Raw genomic sequence first — 2,742 nt, forward strand, 5'->3', positions numbered from 1 at the left:
GTCCTCGACCGTCCGGGGCTCCGGCGTATCCCGGTCCCACCGGGGCACGGCTGTCGGTGGTGCGTGCAAGGATGCTCGCGCGCACAGGGGCGAGGCGAAGGGGGCCAAGGCATGGAGACCAGCCGGTTCACGGGCGAGGACCCGCACGGGCACCAGCACGCGGTGAAGGTCGTCTCGGGGCGGAACAACACCCGGCGCGTGGTCTGCGAGAGCTGCGGCTACCGCAGGTCGGCGGCGTTCGGCGCGCAGGCGAAGGCCTCCCAGCACCTGTCGCAGACGCACGAAGCCGGGTACGTCCGGCAGGAGTTCGCGCCGGGCCCGTGGATCGCCGCGGCCGTCGGGCTGGTCGCCTTCATCGTCTTCCTCTGCGTGTACGGGACATAGGCCCTGTCCGGCCGCACACGACACCGCCCCGCCCGGCGGGGTGCCGGACGGGGCGGGGCGGTTCGCCGAACGAAGGGGTCAGGCGGCCGGCTTGGCGGCGACGGGCTTCGCCTTGCCGCTGAACAGGCCGAAGAACACGGCGAGGGTCGGCACCAGGTAGAGCAGCCAGACCACGAGCTGCAGCACCGTCGGGTCCGGCTGGAAGTTGAACACGCCCTTGAGCAGGGTGCCGTACCAGCTGTCCTTGGGGATGGTGCTGCTGATGTCGAAGGCCACGCTGTGCAGGCCGGGCAACCAGCCCGCCTCCTGGAGGTCGTGCACGCCGTAGGCGAGCACGCCGGCCGCGACGACCACCAGCATCGCGCCGGTCCAGGTGAAGAACTTGGCCAGGTTGATCTTCAGCGCGCCCCGGTAGAACAGCCAGCCGAGCACCACCGAGGTGAGCAGGCCGAGCGCGGCGCCGATCAGCGGGTTGTAGCCGTCGTTGGTGGCCTGCACCGCCGACCAGATGAACAGCGCGGTCTCCAGGCCCTCGCGGCCGACCGCCAGGAAGCAGGTGACCACCAGGGCCGTGGTGCCCATGGCGATGGCCGCGTCCAGCTTGCCGTGCAGTTCGGTCTTCAGGTGCCGGGCGGTGCGGCGCATCCAGAACACCATCCAGGTGACCAGCCCGACCGAGATGATCGACAGCGAGCCGCCCAGCGCCTCCTGGGCCTCGAAGGTGAGCTGCGACGAGCCGAACTGCAGCACGGCGCCGAAGACCATGCTGAGCACCACGGCGGAGGCGACGCCGATCCACACCGGCGGCAGCTTGTCCCTGCGGCCGGTCTTGACCAGGTAGGCGATCAGGATGCAGACGACCAGGCTGGCTTCGAGGCCTTCGCGCAGGCCGATCAGGTAGTTGCCGAACACGGCACTCTCCTCGGGGGGTTGAACGGGGCGGGGGATCAGCCGAAGAGCGCTTGGCCCCACCACTCCCCGGGCTTGCGGACGCCCGCCGGGCAGGCGAAGTGGGCGGAGCCGACGTGCTGGATGTACTCGTTGAGCTTGTCGCCGGCCGCGAGCCGCTGCTGGAGCGGCACGAAGGCCTTGCGGGTGTCGCGCTGGTAGGCGAGGAAGAACAGGCCGGCGTCCAGGCGGCCGAGGCCGTCGGTGCCGTCGGTGAAGGAGAAGCCGCGGCGCAGAATCATCAGGCCGTTGTTGGCGTCCGGGTGGGCCAGCGCGACGTGCGAGCCGGCGGGCATCGCCTTGAGGTCCGGCGCGTCGTGCTCCTTGACCTTGCCGTAGGGGGCGCCCTCGCCCTTGGTGCGGCCGAAGGTGTCCTCCTGGTCCTTGAGCGAGGCGCGGTCCCAGGTCTCGATGTGCATCCGGATCCGCCGGGCGACCAGGTAGGAGCCGCCGGTCATCCACTCGGGGCCGTCGCCGGGGGCGGCCCAGACGTGCTCGGCCAGCCCGGCGCCGTCGGTGCCCGCGATGTTGTGGGTGCCGTCCTTGAAGCCGAGCAGGTTGCGCGGGGTCTGGGCGTCCGGGGTGGTGGAGGAGGTCTTGCCGAAGCCGAGCTGGGACCAGCGGATGTTGACGGTGCCCATGCCGATCCGGGCCAGGTTGCGGATCGCGTGCACGGCGACCTGCGGGTCGTCGGCGCAGGCCTGGACGCAGAGATCGCCGCCGCTGCGCAGCGGGTCGAGCTTGTCGCCCTTGAAGTTCGGCAGGTCGATCAGGGCCTCGGGGCGCTTGGCACGGAGGCCGAAGCGGTCGACGCCGTCCTGGTCGAACAGGGTGGGGCCGAAGCCGATGGTGAGGGTGAGCCGGGAGGCGGGCAGGCCGAGGGCCTCGCCGGTGTCGTCCGGCGGAGCCTCGGGCAGGCCGCCGGCGGCGCCGGTGCCGACCTCGCGGCCGCCGGTCATCGCGGCGGCGGCCTTGGTCCACTCCTTGAGCATCTTGACCAGCGACTCGCGGGTCGCCTTCTCGGAGACGTCGAAGGCGGCGAAGTGCAGGCGGTCCTGGACCGGGGTGGCGATGCCGGACTGGTTCTCGCCGTAGAAGGGCACCTCGGCGCCGGTCTGGGCGGCCGGGGCCGGGGCCTGGTCGTCCTGCCGGGTGGCGGCGGCGACCGAGCCGACGGCGGCGGCGCCGAGCGCGACGCCCGCGCCGGCCCAGCCGATCACGGCCCGTCGGCTGACGGCGCCACCGGCGGCAGCGGCGGCAGCGGCGGCAGCGGCCGGGGCGTTTGCGGTGCCCTCGGGGTTCTCGGGGTTCTTGGTGCCCTTGGCGTTCTCGGCGTCCATCGGCGGGCGGATCCTTCTCTGTGCTGACTCACCGATGCCGTTGGGGGGGCGCGGGGGCGGCACCGGCGCT

At 72.4% G+C, this 2,742-nt stretch carries 3 protein-coding genes; 1 reads left to right on the forward strand and 2 read right to left on the reverse strand.

Annotated elements, in window-relative coordinates:
* Positions 1 to 111: 111 nt before the first annotated feature.
* Positions 112 to 384, forward strand: a complete 273-nt coding sequence (locus ACFV6I_RS38910) for a hypothetical protein (RefSeq protein ID WP_380430948.1) — start codon at positions 112 to 114, stop codon at positions 382 to 384.
* A 78-nt stretch (positions 385 to 462) separates the two neighbouring features.
* Here the strand turns inward: ACFV6I_RS38910 and efeU are convergent, their stop codons facing one another.
* Positions 463 to 1,296, reverse strand: coding sequence for an iron uptake transporter permease EfeU (gene efeU / locus ACFV6I_RS38915; protein ID WP_063346113.1), 834 nt, complete (start codon positions 1,294 to 1,296; stop codon positions 463 to 465).
* Between the two features lie 35 nt (positions 1,297 to 1,331).
* Entirely contained in the window at positions 1,332 to 2,672 is a 1,341-nt protein-coding gene (gene efeB / locus ACFV6I_RS38920) for an iron uptake transporter deferrochelatase/peroxidase subunit (RefSeq protein ID WP_380430951.1), read from the reverse strand.
* Positions 2,673 to 2,742: the final 70 nt, after the last annotated feature.

The sequence above is a fragment of the Kitasatospora sp. NPDC059803 genome, assembly GCF_042732255.1.
GTDB lineage: Bacteria > Actinomycetota > Actinomycetes > Streptomycetales > Streptomycetaceae > Kitasatospora.